Here is a 21,010-nt window from a genome sequence, read left to right as displayed (position 1 = left end):
AGCTGCCTCATTAAGTTTTCATGGTTTCCTCTGGTTTATTTTCGTTCACGACAAAACCGAGAATTTCCAGAAGGCGCTGTGCTGCTTTTGGGGTAAGACCCAAAGGCTTTTGTTGACCATCCAGCACCACGAGTTCAGGATCCCACGCACTCAATGTTTCGTCCATAGCCTCATCCCTTAAGTACTCATTTGAGATACTAATTGAGCCATTGTTTAACATCGAGTGAACGCGATCCACCACATCTTCCACCTTGTAATATTGATAGAACAAATCCAACAATTGTTGTTTGGTTTTTCCCCTCAATTTCCCAGAGACACCCCAAGCATAAATGTCAACCGTTGGGGTCTCATTCTCAAAAAAGAGGCCAGTCTCATGACCAATAATGCCACGTACATAGTAAAGATCATGAGGATCAGCCTGTGGCCTCCTCGTAATATTCCTCACAATTGCCGCTAAGGTTGCTTCTCTAAAGCGTCGTAATTCTTCCTTAAAGAAACTGACAATTTCTTGCTTAAACCCTTCTGCCCCCAATACACTTTCATCGAGCGCGCGACCCTGGTTCATATAGATATAACTGTGAGTAATCCCGTTGAGCTTTCCTGTTTGACACGTTGTGATGTTGACCAAGAGCTGTACAAAACTGCCAATATTCTCGTGGTCTAGTCTAAAATCCTCTTGCGCTTTTTTAAGAACTTCTCTCAACATATGACTGTGCGAAGAGATCTTTTTATTAACTTTTAGACTATCTTTGGGGTCCAGAAGCCTTACAATGTCGTGGTGATTTTTAAGTTTCAAGATAGTTTCTAGGGAAATATCACCCAAAAGTTCAGTGTAAGTAGATGGATCTATTTTCTCAAACTGTTCAAAAAGTCTTTTCCAAACATTGGAAGGCATATGAATACTGATTGCTGGTCGAGGTTCCTTGATACTATTTAACCGCAAAGATAGACCTGTCGTTAATTGAAGTTGGCGGTGTTCAACCTCATCACTACTCTTTTTCCTCATTTCACAGTAAACTGCAAATGGGCTATTGGGGTTTCGTTGATTGTCATACCCAATGGCTAATTCTATGAGATTTTGGGTGACGGGATGGGTTTCACCCAACACGCGGATCAAAACTTCAATAACGTTTTCTGGAACAACCCCTTGTTCTATAAGATTTCTGAGGTCCTCTGGCCCACATGTTTGGATGGAACTGATTACGTTAAGAAAACTTTCCACATCATTGCAGGTTGCCAAAACCCCAGATTCTTTCATCCATGAAATAATTGTTGTGAAGGTTTCCTTGTTACAGTTTTTTAATCTTCTTAATGCGAGTGTTAAATTACAAGGCTGCATTGTATCCAACCAACGCATTTCCATTAGGACGGATGTAATTAGCTTTAAATATTCAAAATCGTATTTTTTGAGAATAGAAAATAGCTCTTTTACCTCACTAGAGTAAAATTTTTCTGAATATGATTCATTAATCCAGGTAGCAGCAGCTTTTAATTTGCGCAAAGAATCTACCGAGTCACCATCCGGAAAATGTCTCATAAAAAAGTCAAAAAAGATTTCCTGAGTAAGGCCAGCACTAGTGACATAATTTTCAGATAAGGCTTTGATAAATAATGATTCATCATACCTCTTACCTAAAAGAATAAAATTACTAAAGCAGTACCAGGAGCTGAGTTTCTCCCAAGCGCCCGTTTCCCTCATCCAAGTGCTTATAGATGTAAGTCGTTGCTTTCATCCATTGCGCAAGAAACTCTAGTTGTTCTGTGCGGCACGTTTTAAGAAGATTAAGCATCTCTGCGAGACGCCTTCTGGGTTCATACAGATTATTTTGATGGCAATATTGGCTCAAAATCCCTGTTGTTTTGAGAAATGATGTTACACAACCGAGTTGCTCCTGGTCATAGTCTTTTACTAATTCCACCAAGTTAGGTAAATGGAATTCACCGCTTTTGCAAACCTCCCAAATTCCCGTTTCTTTAACCCATCTCATAGCTTGATTCATTTTCTCAGTAGTAGAATTCCTAAAGATCTGGAGATAATGATGGATATCAAAAATATTACTACACCTAGTCATAACGCCGTTTTGTTCTAGCCGTAAAACAAAGGCATGTCGTTTATCATCTTCAAACTCTTCCAATATTTTGAGAACACCAAGCATAAACGAAGACCAATTTGAAGTCTTTGTGCTCCTTTTAAGCCTATCTTCCGTCATCCAGGCTAATACTTGCCTTAATGCATCCTCAGAAGAAGGTTCATTAAAGGCGTTGATAAGTGCTTGACGGTCTTTTTCAACCCCACACGCGCTCAATAATAGAGTCTTTTTCTCCTCCAGATTCAATACTTCCCCTTGGGAAGCGACTCCTGCACACTTGGGAACATCCATTTCTATTGGTAGATCTGGAACTCTGCTATCACTCGCCATTAGCGGATAAGGCATGAGGGTATTTGCGGCAAAAGCGAATAGCAACGATTGAAGTTTCATGGTGGCATCTCCTAAAAATTGAGATTTAGTATATATTCGCGTTTTTAATAACAGCAATACGGTATAAATACGCTAGCGACACTTCTGAGAGAGGGACGATTTAAAAAAACAGACGTTATATTCCATCGAATAAAAATACCTATATGGAGATGCCTCCCCAACAAGTTTCTGGCTTTTTTCAACAGAATCGCTTAAATTTCACGAAGGAGATGCTTCAAACGATAATGATTAACGATACGGCTATAGTATGAATGCGAAAATAGACAGACTGCACCTTCATCGCTTAACCCCGGTTTTGCTGATGTTTGCTGTCTTGGCGTTTGAAATGTCCACGGACATATATCTGCCGAGCCTGCCGGAAATCGCGCAGTTCTTTAGTGTCCCCGATGCAGCGGCTCAAACCAGTTTAAGCGGTTATCTTCTTGGATTTGCTTTGCTTGGGCTCCTTGCAGGGCCTCTTTCTGACAGCATTGGGCGTCGTCCCGTCATCCTGGGGAGCATGTCGATTTTTGCCCTGGGTAGCATCAGTTGTTGGTTTGCCCCAACCATGACAACACTCATTCTTGCCCGTTTTATTCAAGGCATCGGCGCCGGTATGGCAATGGTTGTCTCGACGGCAATTCTCAAAGACATTTATGACGAGAAAAATTTGTCTCGGATTTTGTCAACTCTTGGCATCGTGATTGCCCTTTCTCCTATGATTGCACCAATTTTTGGCGGAAAAATCGCTGACGTTTGGGGATGGAAAAGTTGCTTTTTCATAATCGCTCTCGTGGCGACTGTCATATGGCTCGCCATCGGAATTTGCTTAAAAGAAAGCTTAAGCCCGGAGCATCGAACGTCCCATCGATCCCTCCTTTCCGGGCGATTCCTCCTTCATAATTATATACAGCTGATCAAACGCCGAGAGATTATTACCTTTGCTCTCATTTCAGCTGCAACTTATGGGGGTTTATGGGCATGGATTGTTGCGGCTCCCTTTTATTTGATCAATGTGCTGGGCATCAAAAGCGTCAACTATGGCTATTACGCTGCCATTGGCCCAGGCGCCTACATTATTGGGACGCTCCTCAACAGACGATGTGTTGGATTTTATGGGGTGGAGCGCATGCTCGCATTTGGGTTATGGTTGATGATCTTGGGGGCAAGTTTCGCCCTCTTGGCAACAGTATATTGGCCTACATCACTCGTGATGCTTTACATCCCCTTCTCGGTGTATACGATGGGTCTGGCACCCGTCTTTGCTAATGCGGTCACAAAAGCAGTCTCAGTTATTCCGTCCCAACGGGGAAGTGCATCCGCCTTATTAAGCACTCTCGAAATGGGCGTTTCTTCCTTATGTGTTTTAATTGTAAGCCTGCTGAGCAATGGTACGCTCATACCTTGCACCATGATGATGCTCGCCAGTGGCGTTTTATGTGCGTGGATGTTTTCCACAACCGCCAAATATAGCCCCCAACCGGATGCCCTTACCACGCATTCTGAAGGGTAAGTATGGCACTCCCTCCTCTTATTTCTTTGCGCGATATCTCGCTGACCTTTGGGGGAAAGCCCTTATTTGAGGGGTTATTCAACAATATTTCCAAAGGTGATAAAACCTGTTTGGTGGGGCGAAATGGGTCTGGCAAATCTACCTTCTTAAAAATTGTTTGTGGTCAAATGGACATAGATAACGGCGAGCGCTTTGTTCAACCTGGCACCCGCATCTCCTATTTACCGCAAGATGTGTGGCTCGAGGCGGACCAAACTCCCAAGCAATTTGTCATGCAGTCAGGCTGTGCCCCGTTCGAAGCGGACGAGATTCTTGACCTTCTGAAAATGGATCGTGATCGGATGATGGATGGTTTTTCAGGCGGCGAGCGTCGTCGTGTAGCTTTGGCGCGTGCGCTCGTAGGTGATCCGGACGTGCTGTTACTGGATGAGCCCACCAACCATCTGGACCTTCCCACTATCGAATGGCTCGAAGAGTATTTGCGTCAATATACCGGCGCGTTGCTTAGTATCAGCCATGACCGCACGTTTCTAGAGCGCGTTTCAACCTCTTGCCTTTGGTTGGATCGGGGTCTGTTGCATCGCCATAATAAAGGGTTCGCGGACTTTGAAAATTGGTCCGATCATTTGCTCGCGGAGGAAGAAAAGACCTTCAGTAAGATGAACACCAAACTCAAACAAGAAATGGAATGGTTGCATCGGGGTGTTACAGCCAGGCGGAAACGCAACCAAGGGCGCTTGCGCCAACTCCATACGTTACGAGAGGAAAAGCGTGCCTTCTTGTCAGGACAAATTGGAAAATTGAAAATGGCCGGGGCGGATGCGGAAGGCGGGAGCAGATTGGTCATCGAAGCCAAATCCATCAGCAAAACACTGGGCGGCAAACCCCTTATTCAGGACTTTTCAACACGGATTTTACGCGGAGATCGCATAGGCATTATCGGCCCCAATGGCACGGGAAAAACGACTCTCATCCGCATGTTGGCCGGCGTTATGCCCCCTGATTCAGGAACCGTTCGCCTTGGGACCAATATCGATCTTATCTATTTTGATCAGCTGCGTGACACCTTAAAACCCAACGATACCTTATGGCAAACCTTGTGTGACACCGGCGGTGATCACGTCTTGGTTCAAGGGCAACCCCGCCATGTGATGGCGTACCTCAAAGACTTTTTGTTTGAAGAAAAACAAGCGCGTTCTCCCGTGAGCATCTTATCTGGTGGCGAGAAAAATCGCCTGGCTCTGGCCAAAGCGCTTACACGCCCCGGCAATGTTTTGATCCTCGATGAGCCCACCAACGACCTTGATATGGATACCCTCGATTTGTTGATTGAGATGGTCAGCGACTTTACAGGGACTCTCCTTATCGTCAGCCACGATCGTGACTTTCTGGATCGCCTCACCACGTCGATTATTGCCCTCGAAGGCGATGGCTTGATTCGTGAATGTGTCGGCGGTTATCAAGATTATATCCGGCAATTTCCTCACCAAAAAGAGGCTGTGAAATCCCTTAAAGTGCCTAAAGAAGTTGTGGAACGGCCCAAACAGATTCGGAAAATCACCTACAATGAAAAGCGCGAATACGACCTTCTGCCCGCTCGCATGGATGAATTGATGAAAAAGATTTCGACCGCTGAAGCGCGCCTCGAAGACCCCTCTTTCTATCAAAACCACCCACAAGAATTCATGAAAGTTACTGAAGCGCTCACAAAAGCCAAGGAAGAGCTGGCACGTACTGAAACGCGGTGGCTGGAATTGGATGAAGTGATGACCAGCTCTTCATAGGGACTCATATTGGAATTTTACATAACAACACAATCAGGGGTTTGTTGATTAGGATTTGCCTGATCATACGCCTCTATTAACCCTTGAACATAGGCTCTCTCGCCCTCGTTCATCTCTCCAGGCATTTTTGGAGAAAAGCCTTTACTATAATCAATGTAAGGATGCTCGATATAGTCAAAATTATTGACTATGTCTCTTAGTTTGACACCATCATTAAGGACATAGTATTGCTCGTACAGTTCACGAACCTTAAGAATCAATCTGTGATTTCCGAATTTTATTGTACCCCTCAACCCGCTATAGGGCTTCTCACTCCAAAGTTTTTCGGGAATTCCCGGATGCAATCCACACCCAAGGATGTTTGTCCGGAAAGCTGTTTTAACCCGTGTTATAGCGTTTTGAGCAGTTACCGTCTCATGGGCAAAACCAGGGACGATCTCATCACCGCCTTTTGCTGCGTACTCTTGTAGAAGGAGTGTGCAAGCTTCATTTGCTAACTTATAATAAACGACCGTTGAATTCTGAGGTGTTATTACCTTCTTTTCAACTTGGTCCATGGCTATGACACTGCTTACAAGAAAAAGCCCCATAAAAACTAGTTGATTGATTTTACTTAGTATTGCGTTGATCATATTTTGTTCCTTCATAAATTGGGTAGGTTCAACATGTACTGTAAGCTATATATATGAACATATATATTTATTTTCAAGAAGTTTTTACATAAAGTTTTTACATAAACGAAACAAGAAATAGTTGTCTATATATGTAAACAAGAACCTACGCCACCTTCGAGCGCGAAGTGCAACACGGCGTAAATTATTATTAAAAGCCTCTGGAGGCGTTAACCATCCCAAAGAATTTATGAAAGTCATGCAAAGTCTGACAAATGCTAAAGAAGATCTCACCCGTGTCGAGACACGGTGGTCGATCTGTATAAGAAGTGAGATTTCAGCCGTCGTCGTCATTTGGTTAGTATTCTCCATAGTTAAAAATTTATTTATTGCATTTCTAAAATAAATAACTATATATATTTTGAATCCCAATTTATTAATAATTTTATGAGAGCAACAGATGTTTAAATTCAAATTACATTACGCAATACCCGTACTTTTAACGCTTCTTGTGGGTGCTGACTGCACAAAAGCAATGGAGCATGACGGACAAAGACCAATAAGTGATCGATACACCCCTCAAACATTTCCCTCTAATGTTAAAGAGGTTATAGCCTTTACAGTAAAAACTGTTTTGGATGAAAATAATGCTCGATTCAAGAATCTACCCTACGCTGAAATATTTCAAAAGACGGGGCTTGTAAAGATGGACTTACCTCAGACAGGCAAGGAAGATATTACCCCTTCAGATCTTACCTACAATACCATGTTTGGTGCTGCCTGCAGATTGCATGAGGCAACAACAAAACAAGAATTAACTGGGGTTGATATGTTAAAAGTAGCTGAGGCTGCAAGCTTGTTATTATCACCAGAAATTTTTGATCCTAGTTATTCTCTCCCTAAAAATACGACGAATGATGGAATTTATAATGAGGTTACGAATCATAAACTCTTCTATGCTAAAAAGGGCACACACCATATAGATAAAGGCTTAGACGCACCTTTTGAAGAAAGAACAAGCTTTGGTTATGAACTAACTTGCGAGCATTTTATGCCCGTTATTTTAACCGGTGAAAATGCAATCTACACTGAAGAGGATTACCTTTATGCAACGTGGCAAAAGAAAGCTCTTTATGGGCTCAATAAAGATTTTGCAAAGGCTCATGGGTATTTATTTGACCTTCCCATTCTTTTATTTATTCATGATCAAGCCCATATGAATGACCAACTCATGCCTAATACTGAAGGCGGCTCACCTCAAAACTATATGAAAATTGCAAATATAATTGCAGATATAGCTGGACGACTATTAGCCGTTGTTAATAGTGGCGTTGTACCTGCTGAATCACGACCTCTAGCGATAGCAGCAGGTTTTCGCTTGCTTCATGAAAATCATATTTATCAGATTACCCCCTTGCTCGCTGAGTCTTTCAATCCAGCTAACTCCTTTCACATTTTAATGGAAAGATGGAAGCATTCACTAACAACGGGTCTCTTCGTTGTCGGTTCACAAATGCCCATTTCAACAATGACAAAAACGCAGCTATTTTTTAAAAAAATAGAAGAGAAATCAGATCCCAAACAAAGTGATCCTTTTTGCTATACAGAACGTTTCCATAGCGATGAAGCCATTTCAATAGCGGATATTTATGCTGACAAGAGGGTATGTGACATTTATAAAGATGTAAAATTCTCTGACTTTATTGGGTATAATTCAGATGCTCAGCTTTTAGAGCTTGTAGGAAGCATAAAAGCAGAACAGCTCCTTCAAACAACGTATTTAAGAGACTCATATCGTGAGTTAACATTCGATGACCTTCTCCAAAATATGGAATTTGTTGAGTGTGTGGGGGACAATTTCGAAAAAGTTACACTCGCTGAAATTTTCAAGCAAGAAACGTTGAGTGACATTATGGGTGGGGATATCCAATCCTTTATCTTTGGAACAGAAACCGACACGGATCATACCCGGGTTTACCATGGCAGACGTGCATTGACGTTAAATCTACATTTATATAACTGGTTTGAAAAAATCATGAAGCCACTCATTAAGTAAAGCTTGAGTAGGGTGGTAGGCCCGTTAAATGGAGCCTGCCACCCCCAAAAAGATGTGAAAGTCCTTGCTTTCGAAACCAACACCACAGAATAGTGAAGCTCATCTAATCCAACCAAAAGATCTCACGGCTCACGTTGCCCTGATCGTCAATGGTCACGATTTGGGCTCCCCGGGCACGATCGGTAGGGGGCTTTTTTTCTTGATACTTTATGGATATAGGGGGATCCAGATAAAGCTTCTTCAATATATCTGATTTATAGCGCGTATCTTTTACCCAGGTCGTTGTCTCGTACGTATTTTTCTTATGATCGTGGAAATGACCGGCAAATAAACCTTTGATAACGGGCGTTCGGAAAGCCTGGTTCGTCGCAACTTTCTCCCATAGTTGGCGCACTTCTAAGGGCACCGTCCAAGCAGAATACGGATAAATTCCTTTCGCAAATTCAAGGGACAAACTTTTGGCCTCATCCATTCGCTTCGAGACCACATTTCCTTTTTCATTTTCATTGAGCTTGATCATGTAAGGGTCATCAATTTCCGGGATGTGATAAAAAATATAAGCATATTTTGCCTTTGAGGATTGCAAGGCTCTCGACAATTTTTGCACGCTTTTATACTCAAGGGTCTTGGCAAAAGGGACAACCTTATGGTCCTTGGTCATAAAGGGTTTGACAGAATCATTGTTTTTAAAGAAGGCATTGTCCCAGCCCACAAAGACGTAATCTTTAATCACATACACCCCCGGGGGGGATTTTGGTTGGGCGCTTCGAGGGGCTTCAAGGCGGAAATCCACAATTGAAAGACCTGCGGCCTTGATCTCCGGCATCTCTTGAACTTCTTTCAAGAAATCCTCATAAAACTTGACCGATTCTGGATTCTCTTCAAAAAGGTCGTTGTTTCCGGGCACAATCAGCCACTTCTTTACGGTTGAGACTTTGAGAATTTGAGCCAGAGTCACTTTAGCTTGGTCCCACTTGTCCACATCTTTGATCAGATGTAGGGTTCCGACCTCCTTCGGCTTTATAAGTTTACCAATCCCAAGATCTCCTGTTAAAACAATGAAACTTAGCGGCACCTTTGACTCTTTTGACATGTTATTTATTTTTTCGACCACGACAAGAAAATCAGCGGCAGAAATTTTCGCATCCTCCGCCCGTTTTGCGTCTTCAAAGATGTGGGGGTCTGACACTTGCGCAAATTTTACGGATGCTAAATTTTGGCAAATGAGGATCAATTGCATAATTAACGAAAAAATAAATAGTCTGCTCTTCATGAATGTATTCCACCCTCAGCCTTCATTATTCCAAAAAATCATTAATATTAAGTTTATGAGAAACCAAGGTTTTCTGAAAAATGAGCAACCGTGACAATGTTACTCGTTTGTTTCTAGGGGGATATCCTCTAAGGTGATTTATCCGTTTAGTATGTAAATTTATCATTTTAAGCGGTGTCATTGTGAGGAGTGAAACGACGAGGATGGGGAGTCCAGTTTATCTACTGATGCTGGATGTAAACCTCAACATGCAACCAATAACGTGAAAAGAGTTCATGATGGGGTATCCCTTATATAAGAAAAACGAGACCTTCACCGACCAATTTGATAATTTTCAAACTGATTATACCCCATCCTTTCAACCTTCCATTGCCCTCCCACCACCTCAGAATCAGCGTCCCAAAGGCATTAAGTTAGGGGATTGGTTGGTTTCAAAAAATTGGATTACCCCGGATCAACTGGCCGTTGCCTTAAAAGAGCAGTCCCGACGTCAGAAGCGGTTAGGCGAAGTATTGTTGGCTTTGGGATTCCTTTCCTCACCGCAACTCGTAACAGCTTTGTCGACTTTGTCAGGATTACCTCACATCCTTCTTTCCCAGCAAATCCTTGATCTGTCTGTTGTGCAGCAAATTCCGATGGAACTCGCGCAACGTTATAACCTTATTCTCTTTGCCCAAGATGACCGCGGGTTTCACATTGCCATGTCTGATCCTGAAGACCTTATGGCTCTTGATCGCTTGCACCAACTTTTAGGGGCTCAAGTCGTTCTCATCCCCTACCACACAACACAAGATGAAATTACCCAAGCCCTTGAAATTTACTACCCTCAACCCACTGTCGACACCCAAGAAGGGGAAGTTGTTCGCCTCGTGAATGAGCTTATTCAAGCAGCTGTTCGGCTCAATGCTTCTGATATTCATTTGTCCCCAACGGCGCACAGTGTTCATATCCACTATCGACAAGATGGAATACTCCATCAAGCCCACACCTTACATAAGGATCGGTGGTCAGGGATTCTTGTGCGATTGAAGATCATGGGAAGCCTTGATATTGCAGAGTCGCGACGCCCGCAAAATGGACGCTTTAGTTTGACTCTTGGCGGACGCGAGATTGACTTTCGGCTATCGTGCCACCCCACGATTCATGGAGAAAATTTGGTGTTGCGAATCCTGGACAAAACCCAATCTCTTCGATCCTTAGATGAATTGGGTTTTGAAGATGAAGACATTCAAATTCTGGAACGACTTGTCCAGCTCCCTCAAGGTCTCATTGTCTTGAGTGGTCCAACCGGCGCTGGAAAGACAACCACCCTTTATGCGCTCCTCAGTCATATGGACGCCCTGACGCGAAACATCATGACCTTGGAAGAGCCCGTCGAATATTATCTGCCCCATATTCACCAAACGGAAATTCGTGAGGGCGGTCCTTTTCGATTTGCGGAGGGTGTGCGTTCGCTTTTGCGCCAGGATCCAGATGTGATTTTCATTTCCGAAATACGAGATGCTGAAACGGCGCAAATGGCCTTGCGAGCCGCTATGACGGGACATTTAGTGTTGGGAACCCTACATGCCCGAGATAGCTTTACAATTCCTCAACGCCTCTTAGATTTGGGCATTTCTCCAGCTCTTCTAAGTGGAAATTTAATTGCTGGTATGGCTCAACGTCTGATCCGCTGCTTATGTGAAGAGTGTCGACATACGAAAATTATCACCCATGAAACGAGAAACAAATTTGCCCTCCCCGAATCCATCAAACATGTGTACCAATCCAGCGGATGTTCTGCTTGCCAACTCACAGGGTATCGCGGCCGGGAAGCTGTCGCAGAACTTGTCCTCTTTGATGAGGATCTTTCCACCCTCATTGCAGAGGGAAGCCCACAATGCATTTTACGAAAAGAAGGAAAGGATCAGGACATTCCAACGTTGTGGGATCGAGGTGTGAAAAAGGTTTTGAAAGGCAAAACGACATTTTCAGAGATTGACCGCGTCATTGGAGTCTATGCCTAATGCCCCTCTATGCCTATAAAGCAACATCCTCCAAAGGAACACGGCATTCCGGGTATCGCTTCGCGGCTTCCACCGATAGCGTTTATAAATCCTTAAAAGAAGAGGGGTTGCTCTTAACCAGTTGTGAAGAAAGTCGTGCGGAGCGATTTTTGCCGCGTCTGTCCCACAAGTTTTCTGGCGGACTTTTTCGCAAGATTCCAAGAGAACTTCTGATCGATTTTTGCCACCACATGGCTCAATTGGATGCGGCTGGCGTTCCCATCGATACAGCTTTACATGACTTGGCTTTATCATCATCTCATAGAGGGTTTCAAACGCTTCTGCATATCCTTCATGATGATGTCCAAGTTGGCATTCCGTTGTCTGAGGCATTAGCGCGACATCCAAAAGTATTTGACAGGGTGTTTCAAAAACTCATTGCTGCAGCCGAACAAACAGGCACGTTTGCCCCTCAATTTCGTCACCTCGAAGGTCATTTGAGACACCTTGAAAAAATGAATCATCAGATTCAAAAAGCCTTAAGATCACCTCTCATCCTCTTTGGTTTGATGATCATTTTGGTTTTGGTGATGATCGATTTTGTCATTCCCAACATGACCGCTCTTCTTGGATCTCTGGGCATCAAAGAACTCCCATTGTCCACGCGTTTGTTGCTTTATCTGGCGCCGATTCTCTCCTATATTCCTTTGGTTCTTTTAATGATGGGGGTGGGTCTGGCTCTAGGGTATGTGTTTCCGAAAACGCGGTATTATGTAGCGCGATTTGCTTTAAGTCTTCCTTTGTATGGTCCAATCGCCTTAACGCATTTTTGGCATGTTTTTGGCGTGCTCATTAGTGCAGGAGTTGACCTACTTCCCTCTCTCACCCAAGCGATTCAAGTGATTCACAATCCCTATCTCAAAGCACAACTTACGACTCTTTCAAGCAAAATTACGGCAGGAGAGGGATTATCGGATACTTTTTCAAATGAAAAAGCCCTCTTGTCGCCATTGATGGTGAGATTGTTGAAACTCAGTGAGCAAACGGGCCGCTTGAAGGAGCTTATTCCTCAAGCAGCCTCCTACTATGAACATCAAACCTTTCGAAAAGTTGATACAGTCATTTCGTGGTTAGAGCCATGCCTTATCCTTCTGATGGGCGGGTTAATGGTGTGGATTGTAATGGCCGTCATCGTCCCGTTTTATGGAACACTCGGGCATCTAACATGATCATTCTGACACTGGAAGAAAATCAAATATTAGAAAATGACCATGAAATCTCGAATCTCCCTGCCTATCTTAAAAGACTCCCCCCAAAGAGTGAAATTACCTTAGTCATTAAGTCCCATGATGCTCTTTATTATTTTTGTCCCATCAAGAAAGCTGTTCCGTTTGTCATCTCCGCTGAGTACTCAATTGAATATTGGGTAGGAGAAAGGCATCTTCCAAAAGGAGAAACATTTATTGGGGGCATTCTTCCCACTCCTTTTATGAGATCGATCCTCAAAGTAATTTCTGACCATTCCATACCTGTGAAAGGTGCCTATTTATGGACAGATTTGATCACCAAATCCTATGGGCCCTTCGATCCGGGATGGACGATGATATGGCACAATCATCACCTTTTAATTTGCGAGGATGGTATATTGCGTTTAAGCCGTCCTTGCTATCAACCATTGGCCAACGAATTGCCTGCGATCTTGCGATACCTAAAGCGTTTTGGGTATCAGGAAGAAATGCCGATAACCCTCCTGAAGTCTTCTCTTTTTCCGGACCCCTTGCCGCTCTTCATGAATGCTGAAATTCGCATTCCAAACGACCTTGTTTATGCGGGAATTGTGCTTTCCATTCCAGAACTAAAGAATGCACGACGCCTCTATTCTTGGCCTCGACAGATCAAGGTCGCCGCCTATGCGATTGCATTTCTGAACACGATTGGCATCGGCTATTTTAGTTTGAAAATAAAATCTACAAACGAGTTAGAGCGCGCTCTCATTACCCAAATCAGCCAGCTTCCAGCCTCTAATCATATTGATGAAAAGAGAGTCGAAACTTTGGCGGCCTTTCATCATTTGACAAAAGATCGCCCCAATATCCTTCCCCTCTTACGGCAGTTGATGCCGATTTTGAGAGATGCTGCTGTTGCCACCCATCTTCAGTGGGCGCGTCACCCTGAAAGCCTCATACTTCATCTGGAACTACACCCCACTACACAAATCGAACCGCTTCTCTTAACCATCAGATCCGAACTACCGAACCACACTTTAACCTGGAAACAAGCAGAAAATGACGGGTTAAGAGGTACTTTGACAATTGACAAGCAAGTACCCAATCAGGAGGAAAGTTGATGGTAAAATCCCTCCTGATAAAGATAAAATTCCTCCCGGGCTTTAGCCTCGGCATCTTTGGTTTTTCTCTCATGCTCCTGTTTGCTCTGGGCATTCATGCATACAATCTTCACCACCAAATTGAGCTCCTCAAGCATCGGTTGTTGACCTTGACTCAATCATCCCTTCGCTCTCAAGAGGCCGAGATGTTAATAAAATCTTATGCCAGTGATTTTGAGAAATTTGAGAGTTGCAAATTTGATCACCCTATTACCCAGGAAGACCTTCAAAAAGAGATTGCTCACCCCATCACCTTTGGATCTGTTTCCTCCCAAGATCAAGAATCAACGAACAAAAATCTGGTTTACCAAGAGGTCTCTATATCCATACCCTGTTTGCAGGACACCAACGTGTTTACCCTACTCGAGCAATTGATGGAAAAGGGCCCCGGTCTCTTTCAAATTCACACCGTAACCATCCATCGAGTCAGCTCTTTAAATGAAGAAATGTTGGAAAAAATTGCTTCTGGAAAGCCTCAAGCGCTATTTGATGGAAAGATAACAGCCACATGGATTCACCGATGAAGAGACTTCTATTTTGTCTAATGATCTGTTCAGCTCAGGCCTCCGATTTATGCCTCATGCTCAGTTCTACAGAAGAAGAAGCAATAAAAACAGCCCTTGAGCAAGCTCAAAATAGAGGTCAGATCAAAGGGGCAACACAAGTCCGGCTGGATGGTATTATTTACACAAATCCGACTTCTTGGACCATATGGCTGAACGGTCGCGTCCTCAAAGCGGGTGAAACCTCCTCTATATTCCGCATTTTGAAAGTAACACCCAACTCGGTCGAGCTGATCTGGAGCCCTAAGCCCGATCAGCATCATCAAGTTTGTCTGAAAATAAACGAGGCCTTTCAAATAGCAACAAGTACACCTTAATCTCAAAGAAAATCAATCTTCAAAGAAACATCATATTTTCAAATTTCAGGCTTGATTGTGGGGAAGTATTCCGCATAAAGTCGCTCAAGAGCAAAAAATACAGGAGGATTTTATACCCGAATGCATTCTAACTATAGCCTTGATGGATGGGTTCTGATTATCTCTCTCCTGTTGTTGCTCGCCATTCTTGCCAGTGACTTGTCCAAACGACTCAAAGTCCCAGCACCTTTGCTTTTCCTGATTACGGGTATGCTTGCTGGTTCCGATGGTATCGGTGGAATTTACTTCGACAATGTTGAACTCGCCAAAGACATTGGGATCATAGCTTTATCTTTTTCTCTGTTTTCTGGGGGACTTGATACACCTTGGAAACTCGTCAAACCCATCTTTTGGTCAGGGCTTGCCCTTTCAACTCTTGGGGTCCTTATTTCAACAGGCCTCGTTGCTATTTTTGCCTATTCGCTTCTGGATTTCACGCTCATGGAAGGGTTTCTCTTAGGCGCCATTGTTTCAGCCACAGATGCGGCGGCTATTTTCTCCCTCTTCCGCTCTCGGTATTTTTTGGTAAAGCGAAATTTGCGTATGCTCGTCGAGTTCGAATCCGGCAGCAATGACCCTATGGCGATTCTTCTCGTCTTTATCATCTTGAACATGATGAAAGATCCAAGCTATACGGTATTCGGTTTATCAACAATGTTTTTGACCCAAGTTCTGGGAGGCATTGTTGTTGGTATTTTGGTCGGTAAGATTGCGGTTCATCTCTTTCGAAAAATGAAGCTTGAATATCGAGAGCTATACCCTGTGTTCACCATTTCGCTCGTGCTGTTCACTTATGGTGCAACTTCCGCGATCGGGGGAAGTGGATTCCTGGCAACTTACCTTCTGGGAATTGTTTTGTATCAACATGACTTTCATCACAAATATAACATCAAGAAATTTCACGCCGCCTTAACATGGCTTTGTGAAATCAGCATGTTTTTGGTCCTTGGATTGCTGGTCTTTCCAAAACAACTGCATGAAATCTTCAACCTTGATTTGCTCTTACCCTTCTTCCTTATCTTTTTTGCAAGACCCGTTAGTGTTTTCGTATCCTTGGCATTCTCCGGCTATTCCGGTAAGGATAAATTCTTGGTCTCCTGGCTCGGATTACGAGGCGCCGTTCCCATTGTGCTTGCCACCTTCCCTATGGTGATGGGCATTCCTAAGGCCAATACCATCTTCAATCTCGTCTTCTTTGTTGTGCTCATTTCCTTCCTCGTGCAAGGAGGTCTTGCCGCCCGCTTCATCAAATGGCTTAAGATTGAGAATTAGATGTTCGTTGTGATGAATTCATTTACATCACCACAGAACAGCAGCCCATCCTCAATCAATTAAATCAAAATCTTTTAAGAACTTTTGACTAGGGATAGACATACATATTCCCTTTTTAGAGTATATGCTAAAGTCATTTATTTCTGTTGTTGCCATGCAGGGTTGTCCAGTGCCTTCATGATCATCTTCTTTCAATTGCAAAACTTTATAAGTCTTAGGTAGCCTTAAAAGAATGGGTCCAGGTGACCGTAGGTAAGGACCGCTAGGTTCCGTATTCACCACCCACAAATTCTTATCGTTGGGATGTTGTATAACTTCAGGAGGCGTAACTGCATTTGTCCAAACTTGAGTTCCAAGAGGTAAAATATACTTGCCATTCCCGATTTGAACCCATTGTTTGGATTTATCCTGATCCATAAAGGCAAGTTTGCTCAAAGCGACATAGGGGTTTGCACCTACTTTCTTCATGTTCGTTAAGAAGCTCTTCGAATTATTGAAAAAATTAACTTGCGGCAAATCTGGGGCTGTCTCAATGTCTGTTAACATTGGATTTGTTTTTTCTTTTAAACTCTTGATCCGACTTGCTCTAAATGATTGATTCAAGACTGTTTGAAAATCATCCCCTTGTTTGGCTAATTTTTTATTCCCAGGTTCCCCAGAGGTTTGCGTATTATCACCTAGATTAGGGGCTGCAATATCTTGAGCCGGAGTTGACGGCATCATCGTTGAATTCTCTGAAGCAATAGCTCCATAAATCAAAGCTAAGCTCAAAGACATATTGATGAAAATAAAAGAAATATTGTTCATTTTAAAACCACCTCAAAAGACAATTAGATGCATTGTAAATACATTATACTATATAGAAATTACTGATTTATGAATATTTTACTTCAATCAAAAAGGCTTATCATTAGAGGCATGCTCCTCCCATTTTTAAAGGGAGGACTCCTAATAAATTGAAACCCTTTCTAGAAAAAGCACGCTTTTCGTCAATAGCCCTTAAGAGAACTTTAACAAATATACAACTCTCTCTTAACCCGATCTTAAAGAATAATGGGCTCTAATATGGGGAGGAGGCAAAGAGATGACTATATTACAAAATAAGAAAAATGTCCTTTTGGCATTGCTGGGATTGGTAAGTTTGGGAGGATGTCAATCGCCCGAATTCTCTCATTACCATCATTCGGACAATATAGCGCCCGATTACGATGCTGTTATTTATATGCCAAAAAACTCACCGGAATTTTATGATCATCACTATTATCATTACGAAGCGAGAGCCAGAGAATGAAGAGGCGCTTGACAACCTCTTTTCTTCTTTTAGCTATCCCTTGCCTAAGTTTAGGCGGATGTGAAACAGCTTACGTTTCCTCAGGATATCCACGTTATCATTCGCTCTATTATTATGATACCTATCCATACCATCCGAGTTACTATTCTTACGAATTCTATGACCCCTATCCTCTTTATTACCCTTATTATGGGTATCATAACTATGGATACGGCTGGGGGCATCACCACCATCATCACCATTAGAGATCTTAGTTAGAAGTTATCTTTAAGCTGTATTGTCTTCCCTTTTTCGACAAATTCGTCTATGAATACCTCCATGACAGACACTTTCAAATTACAATTACGCACGGAGTTGCTTCAGCGACGGGATCAGTACACCAAATCGAATGACTTAAAAGCTACTGGTCAGGCATTGCTGAATAAAGTGCTATCCGCTGAGATTATTCCAACCGGGGCCATCGTGGCGAGTTATTGGCCCGTCAAGTCAGAGGCGGATGTGCGGCCTCTGTTAACCTATTTCTATGAGCACGGGCATGTCTGCGCGCTGCCTGTCGTGCAAACTTCTAAACAACCATTAGTGTTTCGCGAATGGCGCCCGGGTAATTTACTGGTATCGGGGCTCTATAATATCTTAACACCTGACGAAGGGGCAAAAGTCGTCACACCGACCGTATTGTTTGTACCGATTCTGGGCTTTGACACAAAGGGCCACCGTCTTGGTCATGGAGAGGGATACTATGACCGTACCCTCGAAAGTTTACGCAAAAATAACAACATCATCGCGATCGGTATTGCCTACGACTGTCAGGAAGTAGAATCTATCCCCTGTCATGAATATGACGAGCCGATGAATTATATTATCACCCCTACGCGAGTGATCGAGATTAACACATGAGAATATTATTTTGCGGAGATATCGTTGGCCGATCTGGACGGGATATTGTCGTCGAGCGCACCCCCCAAATTGTCAAAGATCTAAACATTGATTTTGTCATTATTAATGCAGAAAATGCAGCCCATGGCTTTGGGCTTACAAAAGGTATCTGTCATGATTTATACAAAATTGGGGTTGATGTGATCACCACGGGTAATCACGTGTGGGATCAAAAGGAAATGATCAGCTACATTGACCAAGATAAACACTTACTGCGGCCCATCAACTATCCTGCTACCTCACCGGGGCGTGGATTTACCATTATCCCAAATCGCAAAGGAAAAGACGTCCTGGTTATCAATGCTATGGCGCGTCTGTTCATGGAAACTTTGGATGACCCTTTTCCTGCCGTGGATGCTATTTTGAAGAAATATCCCTTAGGCGGTGGATCCATTGGCGCAACCATTCTTGATTTTCATGGTGAAGCGACTTCCGAAAAGATGGCCATGGGTCACTTTTGTGATGGTCGCGTCAGCCTGGTTGTTGGCTCCCACACCCATGTACCAACATCGGATATGCAAATCCTGCCGGGTGGGACAGCTTACCAAACGGATGCAGGCATGTGTGGAGATTATAATTCCGTTGTGGGTATGGAAAAAACCGTTCCTATTCTCAAGTTCACCCGAAAAATGCCAACGGATCGTATGCAACCCGCCCAAGGTCCAGGGACATTATGTGGCGTTTTTGTGGAAACCGATGACGCCACAGGCCTTGCCAAATCCATCCATCCCATTTGTGTGGGCGCGCGTCTCAAGGAACAGTGGCCGGAAGGGTTCTGATCTTTCATAAAAAGGAGGGAATAAATCCCTCCTTGCTCGTTTTTAAATACATAGAATCTAGAGCAAAATTCCCGATATTTGGACTATTGATTCATCTCTTTTATGAGAGCCGCTATAACTTCCTCACCACGCTCCTGAGCTGTTAAGGCTTCTTTTAACTTTATGCGTGCTGCATCTACTTGATCAAGTCCTTGTACATAATTTCTAATATTAGGCGTGGCTTTAACATAGGCGTCGTATGCATTCAAAAATTCTTCTGCGGTGTCATGCTTGTGCTCGTTATTAAACTGCTTCAGCATAGCAACTTGTTGAAAATCTTCGCGCAAACCATTCATTGCAGCACTTAAATTGTCATAAGACTCTCTTGCTTCTTCTATATCTTTTCTTACGAGTAAAATCCTTTTCTCATACTCTCGTGCGCGCTCTTGCATTCGCACATCTTTTTCCTGAGCCATTTGTCGAACACGCTCATCGGCTTCTTTTTGATTTTCTTTGAGCTGCTGTTCTTTCGCCTCAAAGCCCTTGGCGCCTTGCTTTAATTGAACTGGCCTCAATTTAGGCATTTCTGCTACAGCTGCTGCGACTTTTGCTCCTTGAACAGATTTTTTCATCACCTGAACAACTTGATAGTTATCACACCATCTGCCCAATGCAGCTGCTTTCATATTACCAACAGCCGGTTGAGATATTTTTATGAACCGGTTATCTGTAATTTCCTTACACATTGATCTCCAATGGTCACTGTTTGATTCTTTGATACCAGCTAGATGCTTATCAAGTGCGGCGCCAGGTTTGATACCTTTGATATCCTCTAATAATTTATGCAACTCCGGAGAAATCGCCATCTTTTCTTCTTGCATGGAGATAGCTTCTTGACTAAATAGAGCGCTTGCAAATAATAAACCATATACATAATGACGCATGTCGATCTCCCTTAATAGAATTCCAAAACATTCCTATCTTCAATTCTATGGGGGTATTTATGAACAAATTATTAACAAATATTTTGGAGACGATTCTCAAGTCGTCGTGGCGGTTGCTTTCAAAGACTGAATCATCCCATGAAGGGTTCTCACTTCTTGTTCTGTCAAGTCCATGCGGGTGAAAATGTTTTGCAAGTTTCGCCACATGATGGGTTTTTTATGGTCGATGCGCCAGAAATGAGCCGCATCCAACGATTGTTCCAAGGCGGTCAAAAACCCTTGGATTTGGTTATGGGTCGCTGGAACTGTGTCGCCAAGGTGGAGCTTTCCTTTAAACACGGCTTGGGTTTGAAACCATTCATAGGCTGTAATCGCAACACTTTGCGCTAAGTTAAGCGAAGAAAAGGTTTCATCAACAGGCACATGTAAGATGGCTCTGAACTTTGCCAACTCATCATTGTTTAGACCTGTGCGCTCTGGCCCAAAGACGATGCCTACCCCGTCAGATGCAGCAATTTCTGGCATGGCTTCGCGAACGGGTACATATTTTTTGACCATCAACCGTTCAACGGCACATGTCCCATAAACATAAAGCAAATCAGCAATGGCTTCTTCAAGGGACTCAAAGATCAATGCATTTTCTAAAACGTCATCTGCACCTGCTGCCATCGCAAGTGCTTTTGGGTCGAGGGGGGAAAAAAGAGGGGCCACCAAATGAAGCTTTTTCAAGCCAAAATTTGCCATTACTCGAGCAACTGCCCCCCCATTTTCCGGGAGTTGGGGGCGAACGAGAATGACGGTGGGGGCGAAAGGGGTAGGCATA

General features: G+C 43.3%; 21 protein-coding genes. 14 read left to right on the top strand and 7 right to left on the bottom strand.

Annotated features, from left to right (window positions below):
* Positions 1-10 precede the first annotated feature (10 nt).
* Together K2Y18_02665 and K2Y18_02660 are read right to left on the bottom strand one after the other, a co-directional pair.
* Complete coding sequence (locus K2Y18_02665) at positions 11-1,537, bottom strand: hypothetical protein (GenBank protein MBX9804638.1); 1,527 nt, start codon at positions 1,535-1,537, stop codon at positions 11-13.
* Between the two features lie 112 nt (positions 1,538-1,649).
* Positions 1,650-2,480, bottom strand: coding sequence for a hypothetical protein (locus K2Y18_02660; protein MBX9804637.1), 831 nt, complete (start codon positions 2,478-2,480; stop codon positions 1,650-1,652).
* Positions 2,481-2,727: 247 nt separating this feature from the next.
* Between K2Y18_02660 and K2Y18_02655 the strand changes: the two genes are divergently transcribed.
* Positions 2,728-3,972 carry a multidrug effflux MFS transporter gene (locus K2Y18_02655; protein ID MBX9804636.1) on the top strand — a complete coding sequence of 415 codons (1,245 nt, stop codon included), beginning with the start codon at positions 2,728-2,730 and terminating at the stop codon, positions 3,970-3,972.
* Between the two features lie 2 nt (positions 3,973-3,974).
* Complete coding sequence (locus K2Y18_02650; protein MBX9804635.1) at positions 3,975-5,756, top strand: ABC-F family ATP-binding cassette domain-containing protein; 1,782 nt, start codon at positions 3,975-3,977, stop codon at positions 5,754-5,756.
* Positions 5,757-5,773: 17 nt separating this feature from the next.
* On the opposite strand, the gene K2Y18_02645 is transcribed toward K2Y18_02650, so the two are convergent.
* The gene (locus K2Y18_02645; protein ID MBX9804634.1) at positions 5,774-6,388 is read right to left on the bottom strand and encodes a hypothetical protein; all 615 of its coding nucleotides are present in this window, start codon (positions 6,386-6,388) and stop codon (positions 5,774-5,776) included.
* Positions 6,389-6,509: 121 nt separating this feature from the next.
* Between K2Y18_02645 and K2Y18_02640 the strand changes: the two genes are divergently transcribed.
* Positions 6,510-6,773, top strand: coding sequence for a hypothetical protein (locus K2Y18_02640; GenBank protein MBX9804633.1), 264 nt, complete (start codon positions 6,510-6,512; stop codon positions 6,771-6,773).
* 54 nt (positions 6,774-6,827) lie between these two features.
* Positions 6,828-8,423 (top strand): hypothetical protein, encoded by a 1,596-nt coding sequence (locus K2Y18_02635; GenBank protein MBX9804632.1) that lies wholly within the window; start codon positions 6,828-6,830, stop codon positions 8,421-8,423.
* A gap of 103 nt (positions 8,424-8,526) precedes the next feature.
* Here K2Y18_02635 and K2Y18_02630 read toward each other — a convergent pair whose 3' ends face one another.
* Positions 8,527-9,696 (bottom strand): metallophosphoesterase, encoded by a 1,170-nt coding sequence (locus K2Y18_02630; GenBank protein MBX9804631.1) that lies wholly within the window; start codon positions 9,694-9,696, stop codon positions 8,527-8,529.
* A gap of 275 nt (positions 9,697-9,971) precedes the next feature.
* On the opposite strand from K2Y18_02630, the gene tadA reads away from it, so the two are divergent.
* The 6 genes from tadA to K2Y18_02600 all read left to right on the top strand — a co-directional run bounded on the left by tadA (position 9,972) and on the right by K2Y18_02600 (position 16,258).
* Positions 9,972-11,702 carry a Flp pilus assembly complex ATPase component TadA gene (tadA, locus tag K2Y18_02625; GenBank protein MBX9804630.1) on the top strand — a complete coding sequence of 577 codons (1,731 nt, stop codon included), beginning with the start codon at positions 9,972-9,974 and terminating at the stop codon, positions 11,700-11,702.
* On the top strand, positions 11,702-12,910 hold the full coding sequence (locus K2Y18_02620; protein ID MBX9804629.1) for a type II secretion system F family protein: 1,209 nt from the start codon (positions 11,702-11,704) through the stop codon (positions 12,908-12,910). Before tadA ends, K2Y18_02620 begins: the two co-directional genes overlap by 1 nt.
* Positions 12,820-14,028: a hypothetical protein gene (locus K2Y18_02615; protein ID MBX9804628.1), complete on the top strand. Its 1,209-nt coding sequence runs from the start codon at positions 12,820-12,822 to the stop codon at positions 14,026-14,028. The genes K2Y18_02620 and K2Y18_02615 overlap by 91 nt, the downstream gene beginning before the upstream one ends.
* Complete coding sequence (locus K2Y18_02610; protein MBX9804627.1) at positions 14,028-14,591, top strand: hypothetical protein; 564 nt, start codon at positions 14,028-14,030, stop codon at positions 14,589-14,591. The genes K2Y18_02615 and K2Y18_02610 overlap by 1 nt, the downstream gene beginning before the upstream one ends.
* Positions 14,588-14,947: a hypothetical protein gene (locus K2Y18_02605; protein MBX9804626.1), complete on the top strand. Its 360-nt coding sequence runs from the start codon at positions 14,588-14,590 to the stop codon at positions 14,945-14,947. Before K2Y18_02610 ends, K2Y18_02605 begins: the two co-directional genes overlap by 4 nt.
* Positions 14,948-15,067: 120 nt before the next feature.
* On the top strand, positions 15,068-16,258 hold the full coding sequence (locus K2Y18_02600; protein ID MBX9804625.1) for a potassium/proton antiporter: 1,191 nt from the start codon (positions 15,068-15,070) through the stop codon (positions 16,256-16,258).
* A 51-nt stretch (positions 16,259-16,309) separates the two neighbouring features.
* On the opposite strand, the gene K2Y18_02595 is transcribed toward K2Y18_02600, so the two are convergent.
* Positions 16,310-17,065, bottom strand: a complete 756-nt coding sequence (locus K2Y18_02595; GenBank protein ID MBX9804624.1) for a hypothetical protein — start codon at positions 17,063-17,065, stop codon at positions 16,310-16,312.
* A gap of 277 nt (positions 17,066-17,342) precedes the next feature.
* Here K2Y18_02595 and K2Y18_02590 point away from each other — a divergent pair, with 277 nt between their 5' ends.
* Genes K2Y18_02590 through K2Y18_02575 form a run of 4 tightly spaced genes read left to right on the top strand, consistent with a single transcriptional unit; the run spans position 17,343 to position 19,264 of the window.
* A complete protein-coding gene (locus K2Y18_02590; GenBank protein ID MBX9804623.1) occupies positions 17,343-17,549 on the top strand; it encodes a hypothetical protein in 207 nt (68 codons plus the stop codon).
* Positions 17,550-17,609: 60 nt separating this feature from the next.
* Positions 17,610-17,807: a hypothetical protein gene (locus tag K2Y18_02585; GenBank protein MBX9804622.1), complete on the top strand. Its 198-nt coding sequence runs from the start codon at positions 17,610-17,612 to the stop codon at positions 17,805-17,807.
* Between the two features lie 60 nt (positions 17,808-17,867).
* Positions 17,868-18,446 (top strand): 5-formyltetrahydrofolate cyclo-ligase, encoded by a 579-nt coding sequence (locus K2Y18_02580; protein ID MBX9804621.1) that lies wholly within the window; start codon positions 17,868-17,870, stop codon positions 18,444-18,446.
* The gene (locus K2Y18_02575; GenBank protein MBX9804620.1) at positions 18,443-19,264 is read left to right on the top strand and encodes a YmdB family metallophosphoesterase; all 822 of its coding nucleotides are present in this window, start codon (positions 18,443-18,445) and stop codon (positions 19,262-19,264) included. Before K2Y18_02580 ends, K2Y18_02575 begins: the two co-directional genes overlap by 4 nt.
* A gap of 83 nt (positions 19,265-19,347) precedes the next feature.
* Here the strand turns inward: K2Y18_02575 and K2Y18_02570 are convergent, their stop codons facing one another.
* Together K2Y18_02570 and K2Y18_02565 are read right to left on the bottom strand one after the other, a co-directional pair.
* The gene (locus K2Y18_02570) at positions 19,348-20,187 is read right to left on the bottom strand and encodes a hypothetical protein (protein MBX9804619.1); all 840 of its coding nucleotides are present in this window, start codon (positions 20,185-20,187) and stop codon (positions 19,348-19,350) included.
* A gap of 96 nt (positions 20,188-20,283) precedes the next feature.
* Positions 20,284-21,009 (bottom strand): RNA methyltransferase, encoded by a 726-nt coding sequence (locus K2Y18_02565; protein MBX9804618.1) that lies wholly within the window; start codon positions 21,007-21,009, stop codon positions 20,284-20,286.
* Between the last annotated feature and the right edge of the window lies 1 nt (position 21,010).

Source organism: Alphaproteobacteria bacterium (genome assembly GCA_019746225.1).
Classification (GTDB): domain Bacteria; phylum Pseudomonadota; class Alphaproteobacteria; order Paracaedibacterales; family VGCI01; genus VGCI01.
This window is presented reverse-complemented; position numbering and strand designations above follow the sequence as displayed.

Excerpts from the sequence above, each read along its gene's own strand:
- K2Y18_02665 (MBX9804638.1), bottom strand. The coding sequence starts at position 1,537 with ATGAGACATTTTCCGGATGGTGACTCGGTAGATTCTTTGCGCAAATTA.
- K2Y18_02660 (MBX9804637.1), bottom strand. The coding sequence starts at position 2,480 with ATGAAACTTCAATCGTTGCTATTCGCTTTTGCCGCAAATACCCTCATG.
- K2Y18_02655 (MBX9804636.1), top strand. The coding sequence starts at position 2,728 with ATGAATGCGAAAATAGACAGACTGCACCTTCATCGCTTAACCCCGGTT.
- K2Y18_02650 (MBX9804635.1), top strand. The coding sequence starts at position 3,975 with ATGGCACTCCCTCCTCTTATTTCTTTGCGCGATATCTCGCTGACCTTT.
- K2Y18_02645 (MBX9804634.1), bottom strand. The coding sequence starts at position 6,388 with ATGATCAACGCAATACTAAGTAAAATCAATCAACTAGTTTTTATGGGG.
- K2Y18_02635 (MBX9804632.1), top strand. The coding sequence starts at position 6,828 with ATGTTTAAATTCAAATTACATTACGCAATACCCGTACTTTTAACGCTT.
- K2Y18_02630 (MBX9804631.1), bottom strand. The coding sequence starts at position 9,696 with ATGAAGAGCAGACTATTTATTTTTTCGTTAATTATGCAATTGATCCTC.
- tadA (MBX9804630.1), top strand. The coding sequence starts at position 9,972 with ATGATGGGGTATCCCTTATATAAGAAAAACGAGACCTTCACCGACCAA.
- K2Y18_02620 (MBX9804629.1), top strand. The coding sequence starts at position 11,702 with ATGCCCCTCTATGCCTATAAAGCAACATCCTCCAAAGGAACACGGCAT.
- K2Y18_02615 (MBX9804628.1), top strand. The coding sequence starts at position 12,820 with ATGCCTTATCCTTCTGATGGGCGGGTTAATGGTGTGGATTGTAATGGC.
- K2Y18_02610 (MBX9804627.1), top strand. The coding sequence starts at position 14,028 with ATGGTAAAATCCCTCCTGATAAAGATAAAATTCCTCCCGGGCTTTAGC.
- K2Y18_02605 (MBX9804626.1), top strand. The coding sequence starts at position 14,588 with ATGAAGAGACTTCTATTTTGTCTAATGATCTGTTCAGCTCAGGCCTCC.
- K2Y18_02600 (MBX9804625.1), top strand. The coding sequence starts at position 15,068 with ATGCATTCTAACTATAGCCTTGATGGATGGGTTCTGATTATCTCTCTC.
- K2Y18_02595 (MBX9804624.1), bottom strand. The coding sequence starts at position 17,065 with ATGAACAATATTTCTTTTATTTTCATCAATATGTCTTTGAGCTTAGCT.
- K2Y18_02590 (MBX9804623.1), top strand. The coding sequence starts at position 17,343 with ATGACTATATTACAAAATAAGAAAAATGTCCTTTTGGCATTGCTGGGA.
- K2Y18_02580 (MBX9804621.1), top strand. The coding sequence starts at position 17,868 with ATGACAGACACTTTCAAATTACAATTACGCACGGAGTTGCTTCAGCGA.
- K2Y18_02575 (MBX9804620.1), top strand. The coding sequence starts at position 18,443 with ATGAGAATATTATTTTGCGGAGATATCGTTGGCCGATCTGGACGGGAT.
- K2Y18_02570 (MBX9804619.1), bottom strand. The coding sequence starts at position 20,187 with ATGCGTCATTATGTATATGGTTTATTATTTGCAAGCGCTCTATTTAGT.
- K2Y18_02565 (MBX9804618.1), bottom strand. The coding sequence starts at position 21,009 with ATGCCTACCCCTTTCGCCCCCACCGTCATTCTCGTTCGCCCCCAACTC.